This is a genomic window from Corallococcus interemptor, assembly GCF_003668875.1.
Taxonomy (GTDB): domain Bacteria; phylum Myxococcota; class Myxococcia; order Myxococcales; family Myxococcaceae; genus Corallococcus; species Corallococcus interemptor.
Window position 1 is genome coordinate 15,153 of sequence record NZ_RAWM01000033.1, and the last position, 25,758, is coordinate 40,910.

Here is a 25,758-nt window from a genome sequence, read left to right on the forward strand (position 1 = left end):
TGCTGCTGGACAACTCCACCTGGGTCGCAACCGACACGCCGGGTTTTTCGGGGAGTTCAGGGCACCCTGGGGCGTGCGCGGGCGGCGAGGACGGCCTTCACGTCATCCAGCGTCAACCCCAGGGAACGCACCGCGACGAGCACGTGGAAGAGCACGTCGGCGGCCTCTTCCGCGGCGCGGTGCGTGTCCGCGTCCGCGCAGGCGGTGACGAGCTCCGCGGCCTCCTCGCCCAGCTTCTTCAGGCGCAGGTTGCGGTCCTCCAAGAGGCGCCGGGTGTAGCTGGGCTTCGCGCCCTCGGGTGGAGGACCGGAGGCGCGCGCGGCGAGCGTCGCGTCCAGGTGCGCGAGCGCGTCCCAGTGCCCTTCGCCGAAGCAGGTCTCCTCGCCGGTGTGGCACGCGGGGCCGGCCTTGCGCACGCGCGCGAGCACCGCGTCGCCGTCGCAGTCCGCGGTGAGGGAGATGACCTGCTGTGTGTTCCCGCTGGTGGCGCCCTTGTGCCAGAGCCCGCGCGTGCGGGAGCGGTAGTGCATCTCGCCCGTGGCGAGCGTGCGCTCCAGCGCCTCGCGGTCGGCGTGCGCGACCATCAGCACGTCGCCGGTGCTCGCGTCCTGCGTGACGACCGTCACCAGTCCCTGGCCCTTGTCGAAGTTCAACTTGGAGAGGTCCAACGTCATGACGGGCCTCCCGAGCGCAGCACGTCGCGCACGCGCCTCGACAGCGCCGCGTTGGTGGCGATGCCGTCACCGCCGAACGCCGTGCGCGTGCCCTTCCAGTCGGTGAACACGCCGCCGGCCTCCTCGATGATGGGCTGCAGGGCCGCCGCGTCCCAGGGCGACAGGGCCTCATCCACCATGACCTCCGCGCGGCCGGTGGCGACGAGGAGGTAGCCGTAGCAGTCCCCCCACGTGCGGGAGAGGGAGGCCTGCCGGGACAGCTCCTTCCAGGCCGCGCCCTTCGCGGGGTTCTGGAGGAAGCGATCGTCGGTGATGAGCACCACCGACCGGGCCAGCGAGTCCTGCTCCGACACGCGCGTCGCGGATCCGTTCCAGAAGCAACCCAGGCCCGGGGACGCGACGACCAGCTCGTTCACGGCCGGGAAGTAGGCCGCGCCCGCGAGGATGGTCTCCCCTTCCGCCACCGCGACCAGCGTGCCCCACAGCGGCACGCCCCGGATGAACGTCTTCGTGCCGTCGATGGGATCCAATATCCACCGGCGCTTCGCGCCTGCGCGCGACTCGCCGAACTCCTCGCCCAGGATGCCGTCGTTGGGGAAGCGCGCCTCCAGCCACTCGCGGGCGGTCCACTCGGCGGTGCGGTCCGCCACCGTCACGGGCGTGCCGTCGCTCTTGGTGTCCACGGCGATGCCGCGCCGGAAGAAGTCCAGCGCCACGTCACCGGCCTTGCGCGCCACGTCCGCGGCGGCCTCCATCAAGTCTCGCGGGTCCGCGTTCATGTCGTGCTCCGGATGGCGATGCCGTTGTCCTTCAGCAGGGACTTCAAGGCGCCCACCGTGGTGAGGCCGTCATGGAGGATGCCAGCGACGAGCGCCGCGTCCGCCGCGCCCAGCGTCAGCGCATCGCGCACGTGCTCCGCGCGGCCCGCGCCACCGGAGGCGATGACGGGCACGTCCACGGCCTGGGCCACCGCGCGGGTCAGCTCCAGGTCGTAGCCCGTGCGGGCCCCGTCCCGGTCGATGCTGGTGAGCAGCACCTCGCCCGCGCCGCGCCGGACGCACTCCTTCGCCCAGGCCACGGCGTCCAGGCCGGTGGGACGCCGGCCGCCGTGCGTGTAGACGCGGTAGCGGTCTCCCTCGCGCTTCGCGTCGATGCTCGCCACGACGCACTGGGCGCCGAAGCGCTCCGCGCAGCCGGTGAGCAGCTCGGGCGTGGCCACGGCCGCGGAGTTGATGCTCACCTTGTCCGCGCCGGCCCGCAGCGCGCGCCCCACGTCGTCCACGGTGCGCACGCCGCCGCCCACGGTGAGCGGGATGAACAGGCGCTCCGCGGTGCGCTGGACCAGGTCCCACAGCGTCTGGCGCTCCTCGGCGCTCGCGGAGATGTCGAGGAACGTGACCTCGTCCGCGCCAGCCTCCTCATAGCGTTGGGCCAGCTCCACCGGGTCGCCCACGTCGCGCAGGCCCTCGAACTGGACGCCCTTCACCACGCGGCCGCCCTTCACGTCCAGACACACGATGATCCGCCGGCGCAGCATCACTTCACCTCCAGGGAGACGCTGCCCTTCATGCTGAAGACGACGCCGGAGTCCACCATGGCGTCGCGAAGCGCGAGCCCCAGCGCCTTGAAGGCCGCTTCGGTGAGGTGGTGGCTGTCCTTGCCGCGGAGCACGCGCAGGTGGAGCGTGATGCGCGAGTGCTCGCAGAACGAGCGCATCCAGTGTTCGTACAGCCGGTTCTTCAGCGGGCCCCGGTAGTAGAAGCGCCCGCCCGCGTCGAGGCACGCCTGCACCAGCGCGTCATCCATGGGGAGGGTGCGTTCGCCGTAGCGCGCGGCGGTGGCGGGGATGACGCGCTGGACGGCGGTGCCCAGGGTGATGGCCACGTCCTCCATCAGGTGGTGGCGCAGGTCGCCGCGAGCGCGCAGGGTCAGGTCCAGCCCCGCGTAGCGCGCGAACGTGGCGAGCATGTGGTCGAAGAACTTGAGGCCCGTGTCCACCCGGGCCACGCCGGTTCCGCGAGCCAGCTCCACCGTGACCTGGGACTCCTTCGTTTCACGGACGACCGTGGTGACCGTGCTCATTGCGTGAACTCCCGCGCGACCGCGCGCGCATCCAACCGACCTGTGTAAAGCGCCATGCCCACCACCGCTCCGTGCGCGCCCACCTTCGCCAGCGCGCGCAGGTCCTCCAACGTCGTCACGCCTCCGGAGGCATAGAGCCGGTGCCGGCTCGAACGGGCGACCTCCTCCATCAGGGGCAGGTCCACGCCGCCCAGCTGTCCTTCCTTGTGCACCGCCGTGACGAGCATTCCGCCCAGCGGCAGGGGCTCCAGCGCGGACAGCACGTCGCGGATGTCGCGAGCGCTGCCGGACGTCCAGCCGCGCGTCACGACCTCGCGGCCCTTCACGTCCGCGGCCACCACGACGCGGCCCGGGAAGCGCTGCGAGACCTCCGTGAGCCAGGCCAGGTCCTCGATGGCGCGGGTCCCCACGACGACCGAGGACGCTCCGCCCGCGAGCACCGCCTCCACGCGCGAGGCCTCACGGACGCCGCCGCCCACCGTGAAGGTGAGGCCCGGAGCGTGCGACACCAGCCGCGCCACCACGTCCGCGTTGGAGCCCTTGCCCAGCGCCGCGTCCAGGTCCACGACATGGAACGTGCGGAAGCCCAGCGCGAGCCACTGCTTCAGGGCATCCAGCGGATCATTCACGCGCACGCGCTCTGCTTCATAGGAACCGCCCACGAGCTGCACGCACGCGCCCTCCCGCAGGTCGATGGCAGGGATGGCGATCATGACGACACCTCCTGGAGGAACGCCTGCACGAAGCGGACACCCGCTTGGGAGGACTTCTCCGGGTGGAACTGCACGCCCAGCACGTTGCCGCGCCGCACGGAGGCGGGGAACCGGTCGCCCTCGTGGGTGGTCCAGCCCACCACTTCGCGTGACTCCACTGCACGGCAGACAAAGCTGTGCGCGTAGTACACGGTGGACAACCGCGCGGACCGGAGCGCCCGGTCCTCCTCCACGTCGTTCCAGCCAATCTGCGGCACATGCCGCGCGGCCAGCCGCGTCACCCGGCCCGGGAAGTAGCCGAGTCCCTGCCCTGCCCCTTCGTCGCTCTCCTCGAAGAGCAGCTGCATGCCCAGGCAGATGCCCAGGCACGGCAGGCCCGCGTCCAGCGCCTTGCGCATCGCCTCGCGCCCCGGAGCAAGCCGCGCCGCCGCCGAACCGAACGCCCCCACGCCGGGCAGCACCAGGACGTCGGTGTCCAGCGCTCGCAGCGGATCCTCCTGCACGCGCACGTCCGCGCCGGGCGTGGTGGCCAGCGCCTTGATCAGCGAGTGCAGGTTGCCCGCGCCGTAGTCGAACAGGGTCACCCGCATCACAGCACCTCCTTCAAGGCCTTCAGCGCCGAAGCCATCATGGGCCAGGGCCCGCAGCCGATGCGCAGCGCATCGCCCACGCCCGTGAGCCCTTCGAACACCCGCACGTTCACGTTGCGCTCCCGCAGCGCCTCGCCCACCCGCCGCGCCTCCGGCACGGGGACGAGGAGGAAGTTCCCTTCGGATGGAAGCGGCGCCAGCCCCAGCGCCTTCAGTGCGCCGCGCAGCCGCTCGCGGTTCTCCACTGCCTCCGCCGCGCAGGCCTCCATCCACGCGACGTCCTCCGTGAGCGCGGCCACCGCCACGGCTTCGCCCAGCGCCGTGTGCTTGTAGGGCCCGCGGGCCTTCTCCACCTCCGCGACCAGCGACGGCGCCCCGACGCCCCACCCCACGCGCAGGCCCGCCAGGCCGAACGCCTTGGACATCGTGCGAGTCACCAGGACGTTGGGCCGCGTCCGCGCCAGGTCGAGGAAGTCCCCGTCCCGCGTGAACTCCACATAGGCCTGATCAATGAGCACCACGCCCGGAGCGGAGTCCACCAGCCGCTCCAGCGCCGCGCGTGAGGCCACCGTGCCGGTGGGGTTGTTCGGCGTGCACACGTAGATGAGCTTCGCCCCCGTGGCGAGCAGGCCGTCCACGTCCAGCTCATGGTCCGAGCGCAGCGGAACGGGCACCGGCTTGAGCGCGCTCAAACGGGCGTACAGGGGCACCATCACGAACGTGGGATCCGGAAAGGCCACCACGTCCCCGGGCTCCAGGAAGGCCCGCAGCGCGCAGTCGATGACGTCGTCCGAGCCGCAGCCCGTCGTCACGTTCTCCACCGAGACGCCCGCGTAGCTCGCGACGGCGCGCTTCAGGTCCGGCGCATAGCCGGCGGGATAGCGCGCCAGCCGCAGGAAGCCCTCCTCCCTCAGCACACGGTCCGCGGATGGGGGTGCACCGAAGAGGTTGGTGTTGTCGCTCAGGTCCACCCGGCACGGCTTCTTCGCCGGGGAGTACAGCGGGATGTCCCGATACGTGTCGCGGAAGGGAATCACTGCATCCTCCAGGCCCGGGCCGCGTCCGCGTGGGCGAACAGGCCCTCGCTGTCCGCCAGCGTTCCCACGTCATCCGCCATCGCCGCGGCGGCTTCCGGGGTCACGCGTTGCCACGTGGTCCACCGGTAGAAGTCCAGCACGCTCAGCCCCGAGTACGCCCGGGCCAGCCCCGCCGTGGGCAGCACGTGATTCGCGCCGGTGAGGTAGTCGCCGAAGGCCACCGACGCGCGCTGTCCCACGAACACCGTGCCCGCGTTGCGAACCCTCGCCAGGTCCTCCGAGGGCTTCGCCGTCGCGAGCAACAGGTGCTCCGGAGCGAACTCCGCGACGAAGGGCCACGCTTCCTCCAGCGAGTCGATGCGCAACACCGCCCCCCGGCTCCCCAACGCCGACAGGACGATGTCCCCTCGACGAGCGCCACGGGCCTGCTGCTCCACCGCGTCCCGCACCGCCTGCGCCAGCGAAGCGCCCACCACCAGCGCCACGCAGCAGGCGTCGGGGTCGTGCTCCGCCTGGGCCAGCAGCTCGCGCGCCACCGCGTCAGGACGGGCGCTCGCGTCGGCGACCACCAGGATCTCGCTCGGGCCCGCGGGGGCGTCGATGGCGACCGCATCCACCACCTGGAGCTTCGCGGCCGCCACGTACGCGTTGCCCGGTCCGACGATGCGGTCCACGCGGGGAACGCTCTCGGTGCCGTAGGCCAACGCGGCCACCGCGCCCGCGCCGCCCAACGCGAAGACCCGATCCGCGCCCGCCAGCGCCGCCGCCGCGAGCACGCCCGCGCTCGGAAGACCGTCTGGTCCCGGTGGAGAGCAGACGATGACCTCGCCCACGCCCGCGACCTTCGCGGGGACCACACCCATGAGCACGCTGCTGGGGTACACCGCCCTGCCGCCGGGCGCGTACACGCCAACGCGACTCAGCGGATCCGGCCTGCGGCCCACGACGACACCGGGCTCCGTCTCCACCTCGGTGGCCTGGGGCCGCTGCGCGGCATGTGCCCGGGCGATGTTGCGCGCCGCGCGGGTCAGCGCCTCGCGCACGCCGGACGGAATCGACTCCAGCGCCGCGTTCCACCGTTCGCGAGGAACCTCCAGGGACGCCAACTCCACGCGGTCGAACTCCCGCGCGAAGTCGAAGAGCGCCCGGTCGCCCTCGGTGCGCACGCGGGCAATGAGCGCCTGGACACGGGATGCCACCAGGGTGTCCGACTCTCCCGTGCGCGCGAGCAGCTTCCGCCGGGCGTCGGGCTCCAGCGAGGACAAGACTCCCTGGTACTTGAGGATGGGGGCGCTCATGGCGTCTGCCTCCCCATGCGCATCGCGCGGAGGCTCTGGCTGCTACGCGCCCCGCGCGAACTGGACTCGAAGGTTCGGGCGCTCATGCCATCAACCTCTCGATGCGTGTGACGAGGATGCCCTGCCCGCCCAGCGCCTTCAGCGCGCTCACCGTGCGGTAGAGGTTCCGCGACGAAACCACCGCGTGCACCGCGACGAAGTGGCCCCCGTTCATCACGTCCACCACCGTGGGGCCGTTGAGGCCGGGCAGCACCTCGCGCACCTGCTCCAGGGACGTCTTCGGCACGTTGGCCATCAGGTAGCGCCGCCCTCGCGCCGCCAGCACCGAACCCAGCGCCTGCGTCAGCTCCTCCAGCGCGCGCCGCGCCTCCGTGTCATTGCGCGGATACGCCACCAGCCGGGCGCTCGACTCCAGCACGGTGGCCACTTCCTTGAGGCCGTTCATCTTCAACGTGGAGCCCGTGGACGTGAGGTCCACCACGATGTCCGCGATGCCCAGGTGCGGGGCGATCTCCGCCGCGCCGCTCACCGGCACCACCGTCACCTTCTGCCCTCGCTGCTGGAAGAAGGCCTGCGTCAGCCGGGGGAAGCACGAGGCCACCCGCATCCCGTCCTTCACGTCCTCCACGCGGGAGATGCCGCTCTCGTCGCGCGCGGCCACCACCAGCCGGCAGCGGCCGAACTCCAGGTCCATCAGCGGCTCCAGCTCGCGCCCGGCCTCGTTCACCAGGTCCCAGCCGGTGACGCCCGCCTGCGCGGCGCCGTCCGCGACGAACTCCGGGATGTCCTGGGCTCGGACGAAGATGGCCTCGAACTCGCCGCCCAGCGACGCGGTGAGGGCCCGCTCGCCCCGAGCGCGCACCTCCAGGCCCGCGTCGTTGAACAGCTCGCGCACTTCCTCGGACAGACGTCCTTTGTTGGGCAGGGCAATCTTCAACATGGATGGGCTCGGGGGACTGCGATGGCGGAAACGAAAAAAGGCCCGTCCTGGGGGGACGGGCCTTCGGTCACTGCGGCATCTGCCGGAAGTGGGTGCGTTTCTAGTGCGTCACCCAGGCATGCGCGCGGCGAACGGTCCCGTCATGGGCCGGCCGATGATGCGCATGGTGATGATGCACGGAGGTGGAACGCACGGCCCTAGGGTTAACGACCGGAGCCCCCAACGTCAAGTCACCCCGGGTCATGGCACGTCTTGACGCTTGCAAACCCGTGCTCGCTTGAGCACAAGCGCCGCATGGCAACCTCCGACGTCCTCGTGGTGGGCGGTGGTGTGATGGGCTGCGGCATCGCGCTGAGACTGCGTCAGGCCGGCGCGCGCGTGACGGTGCTGGAGCGCTCCATCCCCGGCGCGGAAGCCTCCAGCGCCGCCGGCGGCATCCTCGCCCCCCAGTGGGAGGCGGACGGACCGGGCCCCTTCTTCGAACTCTGCCTGCGAAGCCGAGCGCTCTACGCAAGCTTCGCCTCGGAGCTGCGCGAACTGTCCGGCGTGGACATCGCGTACCGGCCGTGCGGCCTCTTGCGCGTCGCGTTCGACGAGGCGGACCTCCACCACGTGGAGTCCACCGTGGGCTGGCAGCACGGCATGGGGCTGCGCGCCGAGCTGATTGACGGCAGGGCCGCGCGCGAGCTGGAGCCCCACCTGTCCCCCACCGCCGTGGGCGCCGCGCACTTCCCGGATGATCACCAGGTGGACAACCGGCTCCTCGTCCGCGCGCTCACCATGGCCGCCGCGCGCGTGGGCACGGTGTTCAAGAGCGGCTACGTGCGCGGCGTGGTGCACGAAGACGGCCGCGCGGTGGGTGTGGACCTGGATGGCGAGGTGCTGCGCGCGGATGCCGTCGTGCTGGCGGCGGGCTCGTGGTCCTCCCTGGTCCAGGGTGCGGGCGTGTCGGCGCAGGCCGTGCGGCCGGCGCGCGGACAGATGATCCAGTTGCAGACGCGGCTGCCCCTGTTGGAGCGCGTGGTGACGTCCGCGAAGGGCTACCTGGTGCCGCGCGCGGACGGGCGGATCATCGCCGGGAGCACCATGGAGCACGTGGGCTTCGACAAGCAGGTGACCGCGGCGGGGCTGGCGCGCATCCTCGACATGGCGCTGGAGCTCTGTCCGGAGCTGGGCACCGCGCCCATCACGGAGACCTGGGCCGGCTTCCGTCCCTGGACCCAGGACGCGCTGCCGTACATCGGTGCGGGCCCCTCGCCCGGCCTGTTCCTCGCCACCGGCCACTTCCGCAACGGCATCCTGCTGGCCCCCATCACCGCGAAGCTCGTCGCCCAGGCCGTGCTGGGGGAGAAGCCCTCGGTGGACCTCACCCCCTTCCGCTACGACCGGGGCACCGCGGCGCGCGGATGACGCGGGGCGCCTGCCCGCCCTACTCCGCGAGGCGGGGAATGCTCCGGGGACCCGCGACGTTCACCCCGGCGCCAGGGCTCGCACCCCACCCTGGATGGCAGGGAGGCGAGGGGGTGATGATTTCTCGCACTCGTTCGCCTTTAATCCCTGGAAACCTCTAGAATCTTCCGCCGTGGAAGCCATCCCCCCCGCACCGCCCAGAATCCTGATCGTCGACGATGACGATTCCGTCCGCGACGTCATCTCCGTGCTCCTCCGCGAGGAGGGCTACAACTGCGTCGTGGCCAACGGCGCCGAGATGGCGCTCGACGTGGCGGGTGAAGAAGAGACGCCGCTCGTCATCAGCGACATGAAGATGCCGGGCCGTGACGGACTCTGGCTGCTGGAGAACCTGCGCGAGCGGCTGCCGGACACGTCCGTCATCATGCTCACCGGCTACGGCGACACCGAGTCCGCCGTGGACTGTCTGCGCCGGGGCGCGGTGGACTACCTGCTCAAGCCACCCAAGCTCACGGACCTCATCCGGGCAATCGAACGCGCGCTCGCCAAGCGCCGCATCGAGATGGCGCGCAAGCGCTACCAGAAGAAGCTCGAGGGCAAGGTGCGCGACCGCACCGCCGAGCTGCGCAGCGCGCTGCACAACATCGCCAACACGTACCAGAACACGCTGCTGGCGCTGGTGGCGGCCCTGGACGCGCGCGAGCACGAGACGAGCGACCACTCCCAGCGCGTGGTCAGCTACACCTCCGCCATCGCCACCCGCATGGGCATCCACGGCAAGGAGATGGAGGAGATCGGCCGCGGGGCGCTCCTGCACGACATCGGGAAGATCGGCGTGCCGGACGCGGTGCTGCTCAAGCCGGGCAAGCTCACCCCCGACGAGTGGCTGGAGATGCGGCGTCATCCGGAGATTGGCTTCCAGATGATCCAGAACATCCCCTTCCTCTCCACGCCGGCGGACATCGTCCTGTCGCACCAGGAGCGCTACGACGGCGCGGGCTACCCCCGCAACCTCCAGCGCAACGAGATCCACATCGGCGCGCGCATCTTCGCGGTGGCGGACACGCTGGACGCGATGACGAGCGACCGGCCGTACCGCAAGGGCACGACGTTCGCGAACGCCATCCAGGAGATCAAGCGCTGCGCCAACACGCAGTTCGACCCTGAGGTCGTGAAGGCGTTCCTGGACATCGGCGAGGAGGGCCTCATCCGCATCAAGAAGGAGATGGCGGAGAAGAAGCTCAACCCGATGCAGGCCGCCGCGGACGCCGCCGAGTCCGAGGCCGAGCTGGCGCGGCTCACCGACCTGGACGACGAGCCGGATTCTCCGCCGGTGGGCCCCAGCGCGACGCCCATTGGCGCGCCGCCCCCCGTCATCCGTTCAGCGTCCGGCACCGAGGGCTGAACCCTGCCCCCGGGAAGCGGTGGCTTTCCCGGGCGGGGTTGCTATCCATGAAGGCGGAAGGCCCCGCGATGACCGCCCCCCTGCCCGCTCACGATCCGCTCGCCCCGCCGCTGTGTGACGCCCAGGGGCGGCGCATGACGTACCTGCGGCTGAGCGTCACGGACCGCTGCAACTTCCGCTGCACCTACTGCTCGCCGGCGTCGTGGGGCGGCAAGAAGGACCTGCTGGACGCGAGCGAGTTCGAGCGCATCGTCTCCGTCTTCGCGCGCATGGGCATCCGCCGCGTGCGCCTGACGGGCGGAGAGCCGCTCGCCCGCCCGGACATCCTGGAGATCGCGAAGCGCATCGCCGCGGTGTCCGGCGTGGAGCACCTGGCCATCACCACCAACGCCAGCCGCCTGGAGCCGCTGGCCGTGCCGCTGCGCGACGCGGGTGTCACCCAGCTCAACCTGAGCCTGGACACGCTGTCCGAGGACGTCTTCCGGCGCATCTCCAAGCAGGGAGACTTCGCGGCGGTGCTGCGCGGCATCGACGCGGCGGCGGGCGCGGGCTACCAGTCGCTGAAGCTCAACGTCGTGGTGATGCGCGGCATCAACGACGCGGAGGTGCCGGGGCTGGTGGCGTACGCGCACGCGCGCGGCATCACCCCGCGCTTCATCGAACTGATGCCCTTTGGCCAGGGCACGCCGGTGCCCACTGCGGAGCTGCTGGAGCGCCTGGCGGCTTCAGGCCGCGTCCTCACCGAGGAGCCCCAGGAGAGCGCCGCGTCGCCCACGTCCGGACCGGCGCGCTACTGGCGCACGGACAGCGGGCGCGTGGGGTTCATCTCCCCGCTGACGCAGAACTTCTGCGGCGGCTGCAACCGGGTGCGGGTGGCGTCCAACGGGGACCTGCGCAGCTGCCTGGGCGGCCGGGCGCAGGCGCCGTTGCATCAGCTCATCCGGGGCGGCGCGACGGACGCGGAGCTGGCCGTGGCCGTGCGCCGCGCGCTGGGAGAGAAGCCGGAGGGGCACCGCTTCACGGAGGCCGGAAACGGCGCCACGCTCCTGCCCATGATGGGCATTGGCGGCTGAGGGCTACTTCACCAGCCGGATGTTCACGGGATAGCGGTACAGCTCGCCGTCGTTGGCCTTCAGGCCCGCGATGACGCTGAGCACCAGCGAGCCCAGGATGATGATGCCGCCGGTGATCACGCCCAGGCCCAGCGCGCACAGCAGCACCGCGGAGACGGCCATGCCGATGGCGCAGGTGATCTGGAAGTTGAGCGACTCCACCGCGTGCGCGCGGACGAAGGACGACTCCTTGCCCTTGGTCAGCATCAGGAACAGCGGCACCGCCCAGCCCAGGAAGCCCGCGCCCACCACGAGGCCGGCGATGGCGCCCAGATGGGCCAACATCCCCATCGTCTTCTCGTCCTGCGTCGCCGTGGGCGAGCCGGTGATGAACTGGCCGAACTGCTGATCCTCACGCTGCTGGGGGTCCATGTCCATGAGAGCCCTTCCGGAGAGTCTGGGGGGCGCGACGGGTGCGCCCGGATGGGGCGCACCATGACATGCCGTGTCGGTGCCTGTCATCCAGCGGACAGGGGCCTGGCCAGGAGGCCCCCGTCCGCCGGCAGGCTTCAGCGGTACAGCGCGTGTCCAGCCTTCTTGAATTCCTCGCTCTTCTCCTTCATCCCCTGCTCCAGGGCCTTGGCCTCGTCCACGCCGACCTTGTCCGCGTAGTCGCGCACGTCCTGGGTGATCTTCATCGAGCAGAAGTGCGGGCCGCACATGGAGCAGAAGTGCGCGACCTTGGCGCCCTCGGCGGGGAGCGTCTCGTCGTGGAAGGCGCGGGCGCGCTCGGGGTCCAGGGACAGGTTGAACTGATCCTCCCAGCGGAACTCGAAGCGCGCCTTGGACAGGGCGTTGTCGCGGGCCTGCGCGCCGGGGTGTCCCTTGGCGAGGTCCGCGGCGTGGGCGGCGATCTTGTAGGTGATCACGCCTTCCTTCACGTCGTCACGGTCGGGCAGGCCCAGGTGTTCCTTGGGCGTGACGTAGCAGAGCATCGCCGTGCCGAACCAGCCGATCATCGCGGCGCCGATGCCGCTGGTGAAGTGGTCGTAGCCCGGCGCGATGTCCGTGGTGAGGGGCCCCAGCGTGTAGAACGGCGCCTCGTGGCACACGGCGAGCTGCTTCGTCATGTTCTCCTGGATGAGGTGCATGGGGACGTGACCGGGGCCTTCGATCATCGTCTGCACGTCATGCTTCCAGGCGATCTTCGTGAGCTCGCCCAGCGTCTCCAGCTCACCGAACTGCGCGGCGTCGTTGGCGTCGGCGATGGAGCCGGGGCGCAGGCCGTCACCCAGGCTGAAGCTGACGTCGTACGCCTTCATGATCTCGCAGATCTCCTCGAAGTGCGTGTAGAGGAAGTTCTCCTGGTGGTGGGCCAGGCACCACTTGGCGAGGATGGATCCACCGCGGCTGACGATGCCGGTGAGGCGCTTCGCGGTGAGGGGGATGTACTGGAGGCGCACGCCGGCGTGGATGGTGAAGTAGTCCACGCCCTGCTCGGCCTGTTCGATGAGGGTGTCGCGGAAGATGGCCCAGGTGAGCTCCTCGGCCTTGCCGCCCACCTTCTCCAGCGCCTGGTAGATGGGCACGGTGCCGATGGGCACGGGCGCGTTGCGGAGGATCCACTCGCGCGTCTCGTGGATGTTGCGGCCGGTGGACAGGTCCATGACGGTGTCCGCGCCCCAGCGGATGGACCAGACCATCTTCTCCACTTCTTCTTCGATGGAGGACGTGACGGCGGAGTTGCCGATGTTGGCGTTGATCTTCACCAGGAAGTTGCGGCCGATGATCATCGGCTCCAGCTCCGGGTGGTTGATGTTGGCGGGGATGATGGCGCGGCCCCGGGCAATCTCATCGCGCACGAACTCGGGGGTAATCACGCGAGGAATCGCGGCGCCCCAGGAGTGGCCGGGGTGCTGGGCGGCGAGTGAAGCATCGAGCTTCTGGTTCTCGCGCACGGCGACGTATTCCATCTCCGGCGTGATGATGCCCCTGCGGGCGTAGTGCATCTGGCTGACGTTGGCGCCGGACTTCGCGACGCGCGGCTTGCGGATGTGGCTGAAGCGCAGGCCGTTGAGGCGCGGGTCGGCTTCGCGGGCGCGGCCGTACTCGGACGTGATGCCGTCCAGCTCGTGGGTGTCGTTGCGCGCGCGGATCCAGTTCTCACGAACGGCGGGCAGGCCCCGGCGCAGGTCGATGTCCGCGGACGGGTCGGTGTAGGGGCCGCTGGAGTCGTAGACGTGGACGGGCGGGTTCGGGGTTTCAGGCCCGGAGTGGCCGTGGTGGCGCGTGGGCGTCTGGGCGATTTCGCGCAGGGGGACGCGGAGGTCGGGGTGCAGGGACCCGGGCACGTAGACCTTGCGCGAGGCGGGAAGCGGGCCGCGGCTGATCCCCTCCAGCACCTTTCCATCGACCTTGAGGCTCTTGGACGCTCCACTCATCGGACGGCTCCTTCTGGGAACGGAAAGGAGCCGGGACGGGAGCCATGGAGCACCCACACCGCTTCCCTCCGCCGGTGCTAACCGGTTCAGGTTCAAAGGGATCGGACGCGGTCACACGTCCATCTCAGCCCCCATCCGGAGGCGCCCCTAGCGACTGCGCAGCGGTGTAGCGCAGGGGGAAGCCCGCTTCAACCCGGCCGGACTCGAGCCCGGGGACAGTGGACGCACGGCGGCCCTGCGGGGAGGGATATACACTTCCCGATGAACATGGGCGCAAGGGTCCTCCCCACTGAAAGACAGTGCGTCGTCACAGGCTTCGCGGCGCTTGGGATGTCCACGGCGGCGTACCTGATCTTCACGCTTCGGAATGCCGCCGGCATTCGAACAGGCCTCGGCCTGTGGGCGACGCTCGTCTACCCGCTGCTTGGGTTCGCGGCGCTTTGCGCTGGCTACGCGGCAGTGCGTCACCGCTCCAATCCGGCGCTCGGCCTGCTCGTCGGATGCGGAATCGCCTTGGGGGTGTTCGTCTTCTTCAGCGCGTCCTGACCGCCCCGGGCATACGGCTCGATGCCGACAACAGAGTCCGCGTCCCGTCTGCCTCTGCGAGCCTGATGCAGGCCGGTGATCACGCAGTGCGTGCCAGCTGCCGGGTCGCCAGGGCGCGGCGCAGCACCTTCTCCGCCCACTCCAGCTCTTCCTGCGACAGGTCCATGCCCAGCAGCTCTCGGCCCTGGTCGTGCTCGATGACGATGCCCCGGCCCCGCGAGACATGCGTCCGCGCGTCGCGCACGTCGATGTCCTGGATGCGTGATGCCGGCAGCCTCATGACCTTCCGGCGCCGCCAGGGGCCGTGGCGGGTCAGCTCGATGCCCCGGGAGGAGGCGTTGAGGGACCACCGGCTGGTGGCCTCCCTCGCGACCCACAACCAGAAGAAGGCCCCCACCGCGATGAAGACGGCACTCGCGATCACGACCACCTGCATGCTGGCTGCCTGCGAGCCGAAGAGCTTGCGCAACTGCATGACCAAGAAGAGCGGCCCACCCACCGCGATGAGGACGGCCACCGCCGCCTGCGCCGCATACTTGGGCCGCCAGCCACACGCTGGCAGCTCCAGCGTCAGCCCCCGGGCGTCCTGCCGGAACTGGATGCCGCTGCCATAGGGCAGGTCCGGAAGTCGCTCCCCCGTGAGCGGCGCTTCTTCCAGACGTGCGTTGATGTCACGGCTCTGGCCGCCGTCCACGCTGAGCCCCAACCCCAGGAACCGTGAGACGGCCTGCGCCAGTTCCCTCGCCTCCTCGCGGTCATCGCTGTGGGACAGGACCACCGGATCCGTGGGGCCCAGCAACGCCACAATGTAGACCTTCGGGTTGAAGAGGCCCGCCGTGGAGCCTTTGTCGCGCATGTAGAGCGCCACGGACGAAAACGGCTCCAGGGGCTGCGTCTCTCCGCCAAAGGCCTCCCGGTAGCCCGTGTGACGCCACAGCGTGCGCGCATCCAGGTTCAGCAGCACCTTCCACCGGGACATCAGGTGGTGCGCGGCTAAGGCCCCCATCGCCAGCATCAGGAACCAGAGACGCCACTCACCGGCGAAGAAGCCCGTCGTGAGGGTGAGCACCGGGAACGCCAGCGCCACCAGCAGTGCGCCACGCGCCAGCCACGCGTCGAGGGGGCGGACTTCGTGCTGGATGGTCAGGAAGGGGCCGGAAATAGACCAGCGGTGGGAGCCACAACGCATCCGCCGCAGGTTAAAGCCCCTGTAACGGCGGTGAAAGTCGCCGGGTGCCCCCCAGGCAACGCGAGCAACACCGTCTGTCGCTCCGGAAGCAACAACCCGGGGCTGTCCTGCCCTCCCCTCCCTCTAAAGCGCGCGTTGGTACGGCTGTTGAAGTGGAGCAAGCCCAGCCACGGGTCGCGGCGGTAGCGGCGCGTCGTGGCAGGGGGAGCCCCTTTGGCGGGCACCTCCTTCACGTCTGTGAATGGAGGCAACACCATGCAGCGCAACACCAGGCGAGTCTTCTCGCGCGCAGGAACCTTCCTCGTGACCCTGGGGCTTGTGTCCGGCTCCGCGGCCGTCGCGCAGGACAAGCCCACCGCGGAAAAGCCGTCGGACCTTCCTCCCAGCCGCGTCATCGAGGGCCGGCCCCTGCACGCGGCGCCGAAGCTGGACGCGGCGGATGCTCGCAAGAGCGTCAACGCATTCATCACCTGGGCCGGTGAGTCCGTCATCGAAGAGCAGGCCGACGCGCGCCGGGCCCTTGCCTCCGCCGCGAAGCAGCCCGAGCTCGTCCAGGCCTTCACCGAGGACATCCTCGAGTCCTTCAAGTCCGGCGACACCAGCCGCGCGCTCGTCGGCCTGGGCCTGCTGGGCGAGATGCGGACCTACGACGGCGCGAAGTTCCTCGTGGAGTTCGTCCGCATGCCCCTGCCCACGAAGGGCACCGTCATCGAGGGCGAGCTCCAGGAAGAGGCCCAGCAGGCGCGCCTTCAGGCCAAGGCCATCGCGGGCGTCGCCTACCTGCGCAACGCGGAGTTCGACCGCGAGGTGGCGTACCAGGCCGGCAACCACCCCTCCGTCATCGTCCGCGCGGAGGCCATCAGCGCGTTCCTCTGGAACCGCGGCGACACGCTGGAGGCCCGCAAGGAGCTGGAGCCGTTCGTCCGCAAGGAGGAGCGCCTGTACCTGGACCGCGTCCGGCGCGTCAGCGGTGAAGGCGCGGATGCGTTCAACCGCAAGCTGACCGCCTACCTCAAGGCCCATCCCGAAGTGCAGGCGCCCAACCCCGAGTGGAAGGACCCGCGCCCGCCCGAGGAGAAGCCCAACACCTTCGACGTGACCCCTCCGAAGTTCTGACCTTCCCTCACGACCTGAGGAGCGAGAACGCCCATGAATTTCAAGCAAGGCATTGCCCTGATGTCATCCGTCCTGGCCTTTGGCCTGGCCACCGAGGCCGGCGCCGTCTGCACCCAGACGGCCGCGAGCGCCGCGGACCGGGCCCTGTGGAACACCCACGGCTGCTGGCAGGACTTCTTCCTCTGGCAGTACCAGGCCTACAGCCTGCGCTCCGGCGACTGGAGCAACCGCGGCTGGAACAACGCCTGCAACGTCAACCTGGAGTTCCCCAAGCACTGGAACGCGTCCTACCTGCTGACGTACGGCATGGCGGACAACCTCTCCCAGTCCTTCCACGGCACCGCGGACTACCGGGCCACGGCGGAGGCGCGCAGCAGCAAGTTCCACGACAGCCTGTATCACAGCATCACCGACCGCACGGACGTCTTCGGGACGTTCACCCCCCGGTTCTGGCCGTGGGACACGGACCGCGTGGAGACGGCCTGCCCGCTCTACAACCCGACCGTCAGCAACTCCAACCCGGGCTCGCGCGCGGGTGACTTCATGCACGAGGGCTGGCACGCGTACTTCGACAAGTACAACATCAACAATGGCAACACCGGCGGCCACCGGCCCGGCCCGCAGGGCGCCTGCACCATCAACGGCTGCGACTACTTCTACTTCCATGGCATCGGCGCGTATGCCTTTGGCGCCATGTGGGAGAACAATGGCACCGCCAGCCGGTTCCACTCGCCCAACCAGGTGCAGGTGGAGTTCCTGTGCGATGTGGCGGATCAGTCGCAGTGGTGGATTCCGCTCAGCGTGAGGCAGACTGCGGCGTCGGATGCCAACGCTCGCGCCGCGTCCCGCTTCATCAACGGCCCGGGCTACACCTGCGGCAGCCCGCGTCCCTGGTAACTGGGAGGAATTGACCAATGGCGCATTCGGAGCGTGACGCGGCGAGGCCGTTTCGGATGCGCCTGACGTCGGGCCTGCTCCTCTTGACCCTGGTCTGCTGCTCGAGTCCCGAGGGGCAGACCGGTCCAGAGGAGCAGGGCAACTGGACACCCCTGCCCTCGGACGCGCCCCTGGGCACGGGGCTCCAGGTTTCGAGTGTCTTTGATGGCCAGAACGTCCTGCTCTGGGGCGGTCTGGGTGGCTGCACCGTGAACGGGGTCTGCGGAGACGGGGCCCGGTTCGACATGGCATCGCGGACCTGGGCGCCCCTGTCGTCCCAGGGGGCTCCCGCCGCGCGCACCCTGCACACGGCGGTGTGGACCGGCCAGCGGATGCTCGTCTGGGGCGGCGCCGGTTGCGGTGAGCGTCCCCAGACGCCTTGCGGCGACGGCGCGGCCTACTCACCGTCCACCGACTCCTGGAGCGCGCTTTCGGCCCAAGGCGCGCCCTCCGCTCGCGGCTGGCACTCGGCGGCATGGACGGGACGGTGGATGCTGGTGTGGGGCGGCGAGGAGCCCCAGCAGGCCCGTGTGCTGGGCGATGGGGCCCGGTACGACGCGGAGACCGGCGCCTGGACGCCCATGCCTGGCGCCGGGGCTCCCGTGGCCCGCCGCTACCACTCCACGGTGTGGACGGGGCAGGCGCTGGTGGTCTGGGGCGGCAGTGGTGGAACATCCGTGGACGTGCCACTGCGCGATGGCGCGGCGTACTCCCCCGAGACGGACTCCTGGCGTCCACTGTCTTCCGAGGGTGCTCCCCAGGCTCGCTGGGCGCACACGGCGGTGTGGACCGGGTCGAAGATGATCATCTGGGGCGGGCTGGGCTGTGGCAGCGACGGGCAGGACCTGCCGCGCTACTGCGAAGAAGGCGCCGCGTATGACCCGGCGCTCGATACCTGGTCGCCCATCTCCAGCACGAACGCGCCTTCGCCCCGCACCGGGCACTCGGCGGTGTGGACCGGGTCCAAGATGCTCGTCTGGGGTGGTGCTTCGTCGAAGTGCGGAGCCTGTTCTGACGGCGCGGCCTACGACCCGGAGACGGACACGTGGGCGCCTCTTCGCACCGAGGGCGCCCCGTCCGCGCGGTCCGGACACGTGGGCCTGTGGACGGGCAGCGCCCTGTTCATCTGGGGAGGCATGGGCGGCGCCGAAGCCCCCCTGACGGACGGCGCCCTGTGGGTGCCGTGACGCTCACACCTTCACGGTCTTCACCAGCGGCAGCTCACGCACGCGGGTTCCCGTGAGCGCGAACACGGCGTTGGCCAGGGCCGGGGCCACGGGGGGCACTCCGGGCTCTCCCACGCCTCCGGGACGGCCGTCGCTGGGGATGATGTCCACGTGGATCTTCCTCGGCGTCTCCGCGATGCGCGCCAGGCGATAGTCGCGGAAGTTGCTCTCCACCGTGGCGCCGTCCTTCATCGTGATGGCGCCGTAGAGCCCCAGGCTCAGGCCGAACACCACCGCTCCCTCCATCTGTGCCCGCACGCGATCCATGTTCACGATGGTGCCCGCGTCCGCGACGATCCACGCCTCGTCCACCCGGATGCGCTCGTCCGCGTCCTTCACCACCGACACCACCACCGCCACGTACGTCAGGAAGCTGCGGTGCGCCGCCAGCCCCAGCGCCCGGCCCTGCTGCTTGCGCTCGTCCCAGCGCGCCAGCCCTGTCACCCTTTCAATCACCCGGCGCAGCCGCGCCGTGTCCACCGGGTGCTCTTCAATGGACTGGCCGTAGTTCGGCACCTTCGCCACGCCCAGGTCCTTGGGCGTCACGATGCGCGACGGCCCCAGCACCTCCAGCAGCGTGTCTCGCGGATCCGTGCCGCGCTCGTGCGCCAGCTCGTCGATGAAGCTCTGCACCGCGAACGCGTGGTAGATGTTCGCCACGGACCGCAGCCAGCCGATGCGCGTGTGCGCCCGCGCCTCGCAGTTCTCCATCCGCACGTCGGGGATGGCCAGCGGCAGGTCCGTGATGCCCTGCCCCATCTCTCCTTCTCCCGCGAACGTCGCGTCCGCGAACGTGGAGCCGATGGGCGGGAACGCGATGCGCTGGTGCCACGCCACCACCTTGCCGCTCGCGTCCAGGCCGGCCTCCAGCCGCTGCGCGCTCGTGGAGTGGTAGTAGTCGTGGCGCACGTCGTCCTCGCGCGTCCACTGCAGGCGCACCGGCGCGCCCACCGCCTTCGCCACCAGCGCCGCCTCCACCACGTAGTCCGGCTTCGACTTGCGGCCAAACCCGCCGCCCAGGAGCGTCACGTGCACCGTCACCTTCGACGGGTCGATGCCCAGCGCCTTCGCCACCTCGCTGCGCGCGGCCTGCGGGTTCTGCGTCGTGGCCCACACCTCGCAGGTGCCGTTCTCCACCTTCGCCACCGCCGCGGGCGGCTCCATGGGCGCGTGTGCCAGGTGCGGCGTGTTGTACGTGGCCTGCACCCGCTTCGCCGCCTTCGCCAGCGCGGCTTCCGCGTCGCCGACGTTGCGCACCACCTTGCCCGGCTTGCCAATCACCTCCAGCAGCTGCTCGCGGTACGCCTCCGAGTCGTAGACGGCGTTGTCCCCGCCCTCCCACGTCACGTCCAGCACCGCGCGGCCCTTCATCGCGGCCCAGGTGTTGTCCGCCACCACCGCCAGACCTCCCAGCGGCTGGAAGAGGAAGGGCTTCTTCGCCGCCTCCAGCTCCACCACCTGCCGCACGCCCGGCACCGCCAGCGTCTTCGACGCGTCGTAGCGGGCCACCCGGCCTCCCGCCACCGGCGGCCTCGCGATGACCGCCGTGCGCATGCCCGGGAGCACGACGTCCGCGCCGAACACCGCCCGGCCCGTCACGATGTCCGGCCCGTCCAGCAGCGGCAGCTCCTTGCCCAGGTTCTTGAGCTCATTGCGCGGACGCAGCGTCACCGCCTCCCGCTTGGGCACCTTCAGCTTCGCCGCGTCGCTGGCCAGTTCGCCGAACTTGAGCGCGCGCTGCGAGCCCTTGTGGAACACGGCGTGGTCGCGCGCCTCGCACTCCGTGGGCGCCACCTTCCAGCGCTTCGCCGCCACCGCCACCAGCATCGTGCGCGCCGTCGCGCCCGCGTAGCGCAGGTCGTCGAAGATCTTCCGTACGCTGCTGGAGCCGTCCGTGTTCTGGTCGCCGTAGGCCTCGTCGCCGTCGCCCTGGACCACCTTCACGTGGGCCATGTCCGCGCCCAGTTCATCCGCGATGAGCACCGGCAGCGAGCTGCGCACGCCCTGCCCCATCTCCGAGCGGTGACAGACGATGGTCACCACGCCGTCCGGCGCCACGTGCACGAAGACGTTGGCCCTCAGGCCCACCGAGGGCACCTCGGGCATCGCCGTGGGCATGGGCGCGGCGTGCGCACGGGCAGGCAGGAACACCTCCAGCCCCAGGCCCGCGGCGACGAGGCCCATTCCCTCCAGCACGGAGCGGCGCGACAGACGGATTCGCGTGTCTTGCATGGTGGCGGTCCTCACTCCGTCGGCAGTCCCGCCGCCTTCTTCACGGCGGTGCGGATGCGCGTGTACGTCCCGCAGCGGCACAGGTTGCCCGCCAGCGATTGATCAATCTCCGCGTCGGTGGGCTTCGGCTTCTTCGCCAGTAGCGCCGCCGCCGTCATGATCTGCCCCGCCTGACAGAAGCCACACTGCGGCACCGCCAGGTCCACCCAGGCCTTCTGCAGCGGGTGCGAGCCGTCCGGCGACAGGCCTTCAATGGTCATCACCTCGCGGCCCTCCGCGCGGCGCACCGGCGTCACGCACGAGCGCACCGCCGCGCCGTCGATGTGCACCACGCACGCGCCGCAGAGCGCCTGGCCGCAGCCGTACTTCGTGCCCGTCAGGGTCAGCACGTCGCGCAGCGCCCAGAGCAGCGGCATCTCCGGATCCACGTCGAGCTCGTGCTCGGTCCCATTCACTCGCAGTCGGATGCTCACGGTCGGCTCTCCTCGCGCGGGCACTCCGCGCCGTCCTTCACCCACGCGGCCACCAGGGCCCCGAACTCCGCCTGCGTTCCCGGCGCGGGCACCCGGTCCGCGCCCGGCTTCCAACCCCAGCCCACCAGCTCGTCATGCGCGGAGTGCTCGATGATCTCCGCCAGGCTCTTGCCGCCGTTGCGCGCCGGGTCCTTCAGCTGTTCGCACAGCGAGCGCGGCGTGCGGCCCTCCCAGAACATCACCTTGGGCGCCAGGTGCCACCTGGGCGCGCCGGGGACCCGCGCCAGCTGCGCGTTGCGGTCCTGGTGGCAGGAGGTGCACTCCAGGCCGGGCACGCCCTGGTCCTCGGGGCCTCGGGCCACCGGCGGATCATGGAGCTTGCTGTCCATGCCTTGCAGGGGGCTGTCGCCCACGGGGTGGCAGTTGACGCAGCGCGGATGCAGCATCACGCGGCTTGCTTCCAGGAACAGCGCGCGCGAGCGCTCCTTCTTGTCGCCGATGCCCGCGAAGGCCTCCGGCGGCCGGAGCGCTTGGGGATTCGCGGGCGGCGGCACCGTTCCGGCATGTGTCGCGCGGCCTCCACAGCCCGCGCTGAACAGGAGCGACAGCGACAGCGCCGCCCCTCCCGCGCCCAGCACGGCTCCCAGTGCCTTCGAGCGAAGATTCATCGTGCCCCGTCCATCCCTTCGGCCAGAGAGGTCTTCCGGCCCCACGCGCTGCGTCGGGGCCGGACGGGCGATGGTGCCCCGTCCCGCCCTCCGCGAGCGTGTCAAAATGCCGCATGGCCCGTGAAGGTTTTCTTCAGAACGCGGCGGGCCCGGGAGTGCGCGGCGCCATCACGCGGGGTGGGGGCGAGCGGCCTTCGTGAAGGCATTGTGCCTGGGTGACACGGGCCGCGGGCGGGATTGACGGAATGTCTTTCGGGGCCTGTGGGGCGTCCACGCAAGTGCGCGGAATCGCGTGAGCGGGGTGTTGGAACGCGGCGTGTATTGGGAAGCGCGCAAGGAGATAGCCCGCCATGCGCCAGAGCCCCGCGTCGTCCGTGTTCTCCCTCACCCGCCTCTTCGTCGAGCAGTGTGCCCGCTGGAGGCTGCGCGAGGAGGTCATCGCGTTCATCCTCGAGTTCGGCACGCCCGCCCGGGCGTGTGGTGCCACCCACCTCACCGTGCACGAGCGCGACCTGCCAGGTGCGCTGCGGGACTCGTCCCTGGCGCGGCAGGCGCGCGGGTGGATCCTCATCCTCAATGACGAAGACCGGTTGCTCACCTGCTACCGCCGGCAGGACGCGTCGCGCTTCCTCAAGCAGAAGTCCAAGCGCCGCCCCGCGGGCGTCACCCGGGACCGCGACGACTTCCTGCGCGGCCTGCAGCTGGCTCCGGCCTGATTCAGTCCAGCCCCGCCTTGCCCACCGCCCAGTAGGCCTTCACCTTGGGCGTCGTGCGGTCGCCCTCGCCGCGCAGCCGCGAGCGCAGCGCCTGGATGGACTGCGCCCGCCCCGTCATCACCAGCGTCGCGCCGGGGTTCGCGCGCAGCGCTTCGCGCAACCGTTCGTGGACCTGGGCCAGGTGTGCGTCGCCAGCCGTGCGCTCCACGTCGTGGCCGTCGAAGCCCAGTTCGTGCAGCGCGGGCGCGCAGTCCTCTCGGTGCGTCACCTCGAAGACGGGGGTGACGTCGCGCTTCGCGCCGGTGCGGAACGCGTGCGCCACCGCGAAGGACGTTTCGTCACCGAAGAGCACCACCGGCGCGTCGCCGGACTCCAGCGCCACGGAGCGGCGCGGCCCGAAGAACTGGACCGTGTCGCCGGTGCGCACGTCGCGTCCCCACTTCGCTCCCGGGCTGTCGCCGTGCAGGTACACGAGGAAGGCCGTGGCCCCTCGCGCTTCGTCCCAGGACAGCGGCGTGTACGTGCGCATGCCCAGCCCGGGCAGGAACACCTGCACCTTGTCGCCGGGAGTCCAGGCCTGTCCCCGCAGCGCGGGGCCCTCGCAGTCGATGCGTCGGAAGGCGCGCGAGACATCGCGCACCTGGGTGACCTTCGCGTCGGTGAAGAGAAAGCGGCCCAGCATGCTTCCGAGCATGGCCTTGGCGTTTGCCATTGAAGCCTCCGTGCAGGCGTTCATACGCCGCCTGCGGGTACACGGCTCGTGAAGTTGCGTGAAGGCGTCCGCACCTTCGGAGTGAAAACCCCCACGAAAGGAATCGGACATGGGCCCCTGGCACACCCGTGTGCGCTGGCTTCGAACCGGCGGCGTGACCGTCATTGCCATCCTGGCAGCCAGCGGCTGCGTGATGGGCCCGGAAGACTTCGGGCCCCAGGTGACGTCGAAAACCGGGTCGCTGACCCAGCCCATGTCCCAGTTCCGGGAGGAGCTGGCGCCGTATGGCGACTGGGTGAATCTGCCGGATGTCGGCTGGGTCTGGCGGCCGGACCCGAACGAGGTGGGTGCGGGCTTCGCGCCGTATTCCACCGGTGGCCGGTGGGTTTCCAGCGATTGGGGATGGACCTTCGAGAGCGACTGGGAATGGGGCCACGCGCCGTTCCACTACGGCCGGTGGTTCAACACGCCTTCGATGGGCTGGGTGTGGTGGCCGGACAATGAGTGGGCCCCTGCCTGGGTGGACTGGCGTTGGGGGAATGGCTTCGTCGGCTGGCAGCCCCTCGCGCCGCCGGGGATCAACACCGGACTGAGCTGGACGTTCGTGAGCGCGAACAACTTCGTGCAGCCCGACGTGGGGTCGCATCTTCTTCCGGAATCACGGGTCCAGGAGCTGATGCGCCAGACGCAGCCCGTGGGCGAGCACGTGGTGGCGCGTGAGGGACACTGGAACCGGGGACCCGAGCCGGCCGAGGTCGCCCGGGCCACCGGACAGGAGGTGCCGCGCTCGAAGCCGATGACGCCGCCCACGGGACAGCCAACGCGGGCGGAGGCCTCTGCTCCTGTGAGCCAGTGACGGGTCTACTTCACGCAGTGGAGGCTGGGGCCCTTGGGGAGGGCGTCCCACTGGCTCACGCCGAGGGACGCGATGGAGGAGTTGTTGTGCGTGATGGCCTCCAGGCAGCCCACCGGCCACAGCCGTCCGTCATCCAGGGAGAACGCCGCCGGGCGCCCCGCCGCACCGTACACGGGCGCTCCCGCGTGCATGGAGGCACCGTAGGGGACGCGGTAGAAGATGTCGGACGAGACGGAGATCGCGTTGCGTGACAGGTCCAGCGCGGGCGCGGCCAGCGCGAACTGGAGGCGCGTCCCACCGCGCACCAGGGTGAGCGGCAGCCCGGCGCTCTGGATGAGGTAGCCCTCGAACACGCGTCCCACGTTGGCCTGGTCGCAGGAACGTCCGGTCAGCAGGTCCACGCCGCTGTGCGCCAGGTTCCAGGTGTTCACGTCGCCCGTTCCCACCGAGCGGAGGATATCCACCGGGACCGTGCCGCACGTGGACGACGGGACCGCGTGCTTGTCCGGACGCGACACGATGGCCGGCCCCTCCGTCCAGGTGCCCGGCACGTCGAACCAATCCACCTGCTGGTTCAGCGCGCTGTTGAAGAGGAAGACGCGCGTCGCGTTGGCGGTGCTTCCGTCCACCGCGATGGCGAACGTGTCGTTCGTGTCCACGTACTGCCAGTCCACGGAGAACGCGCCAATCAGCGAGTGCCGCGTGTGGTTCGCCGCCGTCCGGGGCGCGAAGCCCGTGGCCGTCAGCTCCTCCACGCCCGTCTGGAAGGTGGGATCCGACGAGCGCAGCACGAACTGGCCGCCGCCGTTGCCGTCCACCGCGTAGCCCGTGGAGTCCGTGAAGATGAGGTAGAACTTCCCATTCACATACGTGACGCTCGGCTGGCCCGCGCCGTAATGGTTGGGCACGGTGCGGTAGTCCCGCGCGGGCACCACGATGGGATTGCCGCCGTTGAGCCGCGTCCAGTTGAGGCCGTCCGGACTGGACGCCACGCCAATCATCGTCGTGCCCGTGCCGTCGCCGTAGCCGCCGTAATACATGTAATACGTCGCGTCGACGCGGATGACGGACGGGTCACACACGTGGATGCCGTCGAACTGCGCGGCGTTCCCCGTGGGCGCGAACACCGTGTTGTAGCTGTTGGCCACGGTGGAGCCTCGCGCGTGCCACGGGCCACCCAGGCTGGAGGCCTCCGCGTAGAGGATGTAGTCGCCCGCGATGCCACCGCACCACCACATGCGATAGACGCCGTCCTGCATCACGCTGGGGACGTAGTCATACGAGACGCGCGAATACGCCGGCGTGTTGCCGCCCCGGTAGTTCGCCACCGTCGCCGCGCCCGCGCTCGACGCGAGCAGGCCGCCCGCCACGGCCAGCCACGAGGTCGCATTCCTGAACATCGGACCGCTCCTTCTGAAAGAGGAGCTGTCATGATATTCATGATTT

The 25,758-nt window shown here is 70.3% G+C and carries 26 protein-coding genes and 1 riboswitch; of the genes, 9 read left to right on the plus strand and 17 right to left on the minus strand.

Annotated elements, in window-relative coordinates; all coding sequences use genetic code 11:
- Positions 1 to 56 precede the first annotated feature (56 nt).
- From hisIE to hisG, 9 genes are all read right to left on the minus strand, one after another.
- Positions 57 to 674: a bifunctional phosphoribosyl-AMP cyclohydrolase/phosphoribosyl-ATP diphosphatase HisIE gene (gene hisIE, locus D7X96_RS14875; protein ID WP_120549856.1), complete on the minus strand. Its 618-nt coding sequence runs from the start codon at positions 672 to 674 to the stop codon at positions 57 to 59.
- Complete coding sequence (gene hisN / locus D7X96_RS14880) at positions 671 to 1,453, minus strand: histidinol-phosphatase (protein WP_121770016.1); 783 nt, start codon at positions 1,451 to 1,453, stop codon at positions 671 to 673. The genes hisIE and hisN overlap by 4 nt, the downstream gene beginning before the upstream one ends.
- Complete coding sequence (gene hisF, locus D7X96_RS14885) at positions 1,450 to 2,211, minus strand: imidazole glycerol phosphate synthase subunit HisF (RefSeq protein WP_121770017.1); 762 nt, start codon at positions 2,209 to 2,211, stop codon at positions 1,450 to 1,452. Before hisF ends, hisN begins: the two co-directional genes overlap by 4 nt.
- Positions 2,211 to 2,756, minus strand: a complete 546-nt coding sequence (locus tag D7X96_RS14890; RefSeq protein ID WP_121722556.1) for an imidazoleglycerol-phosphate dehydratase — start codon at positions 2,754 to 2,756, stop codon at positions 2,211 to 2,213. Before D7X96_RS14890 ends, hisF begins: the two co-directional genes overlap by 1 nt.
- Positions 2,753 to 3,469: a 1-(5-phosphoribosyl)-5-[(5-phosphoribosylamino)methylideneamino]imidazole-4-carboxamide isomerase gene (locus tag D7X96_RS14895; RefSeq protein ID WP_120549860.1), complete on the minus strand. Its 717-nt coding sequence runs from the start codon at positions 3,467 to 3,469 to the stop codon at positions 2,753 to 2,755. Before D7X96_RS14895 ends, D7X96_RS14890 begins: the two co-directional genes overlap by 4 nt.
- Positions 3,466 to 4,059 (minus strand): imidazole glycerol phosphate synthase subunit HisH, encoded by a 594-nt coding sequence (gene hisH / locus D7X96_RS14900; RefSeq protein ID WP_121770018.1) that lies wholly within the window; start codon positions 4,057 to 4,059, stop codon positions 3,466 to 3,468. The genes D7X96_RS14895 and hisH overlap by 4 nt, the downstream gene beginning before the upstream one ends.
- On the minus strand, positions 4,059 to 5,096 hold the full coding sequence (locus D7X96_RS14905) for a pyridoxal phosphate-dependent aminotransferase (RefSeq protein WP_121770019.1): 1,038 nt from the start codon (positions 5,094 to 5,096) through the stop codon (positions 4,059 to 4,061). The genes hisH and D7X96_RS14905 overlap by 1 nt, the downstream gene beginning before the upstream one ends.
- Complete coding sequence (gene hisD, locus D7X96_RS14910) at positions 5,093 to 6,394, minus strand: histidinol dehydrogenase (protein ID WP_121770020.1); 1,302 nt, start codon at positions 6,392 to 6,394, stop codon at positions 5,093 to 5,095. Before hisD ends, D7X96_RS14905 begins: the two co-directional genes overlap by 4 nt.
- 82 nt (positions 6,395 to 6,476) lie before the next feature.
- The gene (hisG, locus tag D7X96_RS14915) at positions 6,477 to 7,334 is read right to left on the minus strand and encodes an ATP phosphoribosyltransferase (RefSeq protein ID WP_121770021.1); all 858 of its coding nucleotides are present in this window, start codon (positions 7,332 to 7,334) and stop codon (positions 6,477 to 6,479) included.
- A 294-nt stretch (positions 7,335 to 7,628) separates the two neighbouring features.
- On the opposite strand from hisG, the gene thiO reads away from it, so the two are divergent.
- The 3 genes from thiO to moaA all read left to right on the plus strand — a co-directional run bounded on the left by thiO (position 7,629) and on the right by moaA (position 11,222).
- Positions 7,629 to 8,744: a glycine oxidase ThiO gene (gene thiO, locus D7X96_RS14920; protein WP_121770022.1), complete on the plus strand. Its 1,116-nt coding sequence runs from the start codon at positions 7,629 to 7,631 to the stop codon at positions 8,742 to 8,744.
- A gap of 172 nt (positions 8,745 to 8,916) precedes the next feature.
- Positions 8,917 to 10,149, plus strand: coding sequence for an HD-GYP domain-containing protein (locus D7X96_RS14925; RefSeq protein ID WP_120549866.1), 1,233 nt, complete (start codon positions 8,917 to 8,919; stop codon positions 10,147 to 10,149).
- Between the two features lie 68 nt (positions 10,150 to 10,217).
- Positions 10,218 to 11,222, plus strand: coding sequence for a GTP 3',8-cyclase MoaA (gene moaA / locus D7X96_RS14930; RefSeq protein WP_121770023.1), 1,005 nt, complete (start codon positions 10,218 to 10,220; stop codon positions 11,220 to 11,222).
- A 3-nt stretch (positions 11,223 to 11,225) separates the two neighbouring features.
- Here the strand turns inward: moaA and D7X96_RS14935 are convergent, their stop codons facing one another.
- The gene (locus tag D7X96_RS14935; protein WP_120549868.1) at positions 11,226 to 11,639 is read right to left on the minus strand and encodes a DUF4870 domain-containing protein; all 414 of its coding nucleotides are present in this window, start codon (positions 11,637 to 11,639) and stop codon (positions 11,226 to 11,228) included.
- Between the two features lie 131 nt (positions 11,640 to 11,770).
- Positions 11,771 to 13,642 (minus strand): phosphomethylpyrimidine synthase ThiC, encoded by a 1,872-nt coding sequence (gene thiC / locus D7X96_RS14940; RefSeq protein ID WP_120549869.1) that lies wholly within the window; start codon positions 13,640 to 13,642, stop codon positions 11,771 to 11,773.
- 46 nt (positions 13,643 to 13,688) lie between these two features.
- Positions 13,689 to 13,801: riboswitch (TPP riboswitch) on the minus strand.
- Between the two features lie 102 nt (positions 13,802 to 13,903).
- On the opposite strand from thiC, the gene D7X96_RS14945 reads away from it, so the two are divergent.
- Complete coding sequence (locus D7X96_RS14945) at positions 13,904 to 14,188, plus strand: hypothetical protein (RefSeq protein ID WP_121770024.1); 285 nt, start codon at positions 13,904 to 13,906, stop codon at positions 14,186 to 14,188.
- Positions 14,189 to 14,267: 79 nt separating this feature from the next.
- Here D7X96_RS14945 and D7X96_RS14950 read toward each other — a convergent pair whose 3' ends face one another.
- Positions 14,268 to 15,377, minus strand: a complete 1,110-nt coding sequence (locus D7X96_RS14950; RefSeq protein ID WP_121770025.1) for a hypothetical protein — start codon at positions 15,375 to 15,377, stop codon at positions 14,268 to 14,270.
- A 303-nt stretch (positions 15,378 to 15,680) separates the two neighbouring features.
- Between D7X96_RS14950 and D7X96_RS14955 the strand changes: the two genes are divergently transcribed.
- From D7X96_RS14955 to D7X96_RS14965, 3 genes are read left to right on the plus strand one after another with little or no spacing between them, the layout of a single operon-like run.
- Positions 15,681 to 16,493, plus strand: coding sequence for a hypothetical protein (locus D7X96_RS14955; RefSeq protein ID WP_147468311.1), 813 nt, complete (start codon positions 15,681 to 15,683; stop codon positions 16,491 to 16,493).
- A 33-nt stretch (positions 16,494 to 16,526) separates the two neighbouring features.
- Complete coding sequence (locus D7X96_RS14960; protein ID WP_120549873.1) at positions 16,527 to 17,390, plus strand: hypothetical protein; 864 nt, start codon at positions 16,527 to 16,529, stop codon at positions 17,388 to 17,390.
- 56 nt (positions 17,391 to 17,446) lie between these two features.
- Positions 17,447 to 18,616, plus strand: coding sequence for a Kelch repeat-containing protein (locus D7X96_RS14965; protein ID WP_158626585.1), 1,170 nt, complete (start codon positions 17,447 to 17,449; stop codon positions 18,614 to 18,616).
- A gap of 3 nt (positions 18,617 to 18,619) precedes the next feature.
- Here D7X96_RS14965 and D7X96_RS14970 read toward each other — a convergent pair whose 3' ends face one another.
- The 3 genes from D7X96_RS14970 to D7X96_RS14980 are packed head-to-tail and all read right to left on the minus strand — an operon-like array spanning position 18,620 to position 22,028.
- Positions 18,620 to 20,887, minus strand: a complete 2,268-nt coding sequence (locus tag D7X96_RS14970; RefSeq protein WP_120549887.1) for a xanthine dehydrogenase family protein molybdopterin-binding subunit — start codon at positions 20,885 to 20,887, stop codon at positions 18,620 to 18,622.
- An 11-nt stretch (positions 20,888 to 20,898) separates the two neighbouring features.
- On the minus strand, positions 20,899 to 21,360 hold the full coding sequence (locus D7X96_RS14975) for a (2Fe-2S)-binding protein (protein WP_014396505.1): 462 nt from the start codon (positions 21,358 to 21,360) through the stop codon (positions 20,899 to 20,901).
- A complete protein-coding gene (locus D7X96_RS14980; RefSeq protein ID WP_121770028.1) occupies positions 21,357 to 22,028 on the minus strand; it encodes an Isoquinoline 1-oxidoreductase subunit in 672 nt (223 codons plus the stop codon). Before D7X96_RS14980 ends, D7X96_RS14975 begins: the two co-directional genes overlap by 4 nt.
- Before the next feature lie 350 nt (positions 22,029 to 22,378).
- Here D7X96_RS14980 and D7X96_RS14985 point away from each other — a divergent pair, with 350 nt between their 5' ends.
- A complete protein-coding gene (locus D7X96_RS14985; RefSeq protein WP_120549876.1) occupies positions 22,379 to 22,744 on the plus strand; it encodes a hypothetical protein in 366 nt (121 codons plus the stop codon).
- A 1-nt stretch (position 22,745) separates the two neighbouring features.
- Here D7X96_RS14985 and D7X96_RS14990 read toward each other — a convergent pair whose 3' ends face one another.
- The gene (locus D7X96_RS14990; RefSeq protein WP_120549877.1) at positions 22,746 to 23,456 is read right to left on the minus strand and encodes a siderophore-interacting protein; all 711 of its coding nucleotides are present in this window, start codon (positions 23,454 to 23,456) and stop codon (positions 22,746 to 22,748) included.
- Between the two features lie 109 nt (positions 23,457 to 23,565).
- Here D7X96_RS14990 and D7X96_RS14995 point away from each other — a divergent pair, with 109 nt between their 5' ends.
- The gene (locus D7X96_RS14995; protein ID WP_121770029.1) at positions 23,566 to 24,312 is read left to right on the plus strand and encodes a DUF6600 domain-containing protein; all 747 of its coding nucleotides are present in this window, start codon (positions 23,566 to 23,568) and stop codon (positions 24,310 to 24,312) included.
- A gap of 5 nt (positions 24,313 to 24,317) precedes the next feature.
- On the opposite strand, the gene D7X96_RS15000 is transcribed toward D7X96_RS14995, so the two are convergent.
- Entirely contained in the window at positions 24,318 to 25,712 is a 1,395-nt protein-coding gene (locus D7X96_RS15000) for a glycoside hydrolase family protein (RefSeq protein WP_121770030.1), read from the minus strand.
- Positions 25,713 to 25,758: the final 46 nt, after the last annotated feature.